The organism is Bartonella sp. MU70NMGDW (assembly GCF_042194085.1).
GTDB classification, from domain to species: domain Bacteria; phylum Pseudomonadota; class Alphaproteobacteria; order Rhizobiales; family Rhizobiaceae; genus Bartonella; species Bartonella grahamii.
This window is the reverse complement of record NZ_JBHIMK010000524.1, coordinates 1-773: the sequence shown is the minus strand read 5'-3', so window position 1 is coordinate 773 and position 773 is coordinate 1. Positions and strand designations below refer to the sequence as shown.

At 39.5% G+C, this 773-nt stretch carries 1 protein-coding gene; it reads left to right on the top strand.

Annotated features, from left to right (window positions below):
- On the top strand, positions 1-773 hold a 773-nt coding region (locus ACFIKE_RS11950; RefSeq protein ID WP_375650172.1), incomplete at both ends, for a metallophosphoesterase family protein.

Sequence of the window (773 nt, the reverse complement as noted above, 5' to 3'; positions counted from 1 at the left end):
CGTCTTACCGGTTATCTGAATTGGCAAAGAAAACGTAAGAGTCAAATGGTAACAAATGTCCTAGAAACTTTAATAGATGTCTTGAACAAAAAAAAACCTGATCATCTTGTGATCTCTGGTGATCTTGTGAATCTTGCTCTAGATAAGGAATTTGAACAAGCACATCGTTGGCTACTTAACTTAGGACAACCTCAAGATATTTCCTTGACATTTGGAAATCATGACGCCTATGTCCGCGGTGCTTTCCAAAAAGCATGTACTCTTTTTAAACCTTGGATCACAGGTGATGTCCCTCAAAAAAGCGCCTTTCTTTTTCCTTATATGCGCATTCGCGAAAATGTTGCCATCATAGCAACTTCTTCAGCCATCGCGACACCACCTTTTCAAGCTTCTGGTTATTTTGGTAAAATGCAAGCGCAAACTTTACCGCTCTTTTTAAAGGAAGCAGCACAGCGTAACCTTTTTCGTGTCGTCATGATTCACCATCCCCCCTTTCCAAAGGCAACGTCTTGGCATAAAAAACTACGGGATATAAAACGTTTTCTAGACGTTATCAAATATCACGGTTGCGAGCTTATTCTTCACGGACATACTCATTTACCCACATTGAACTACATTGAAGGACCAATTAAAAAAATTCCTATTGTTGGTGTTCCTTCCGCATCACAAGCTTTTGGTGATAAAAAACCACCCGCAGGCTTTAATTTATTTTCCATTGAACACTTACAAAATCAATGGCACTGCCAATTGCAACGTTATAGCATTATCAACCC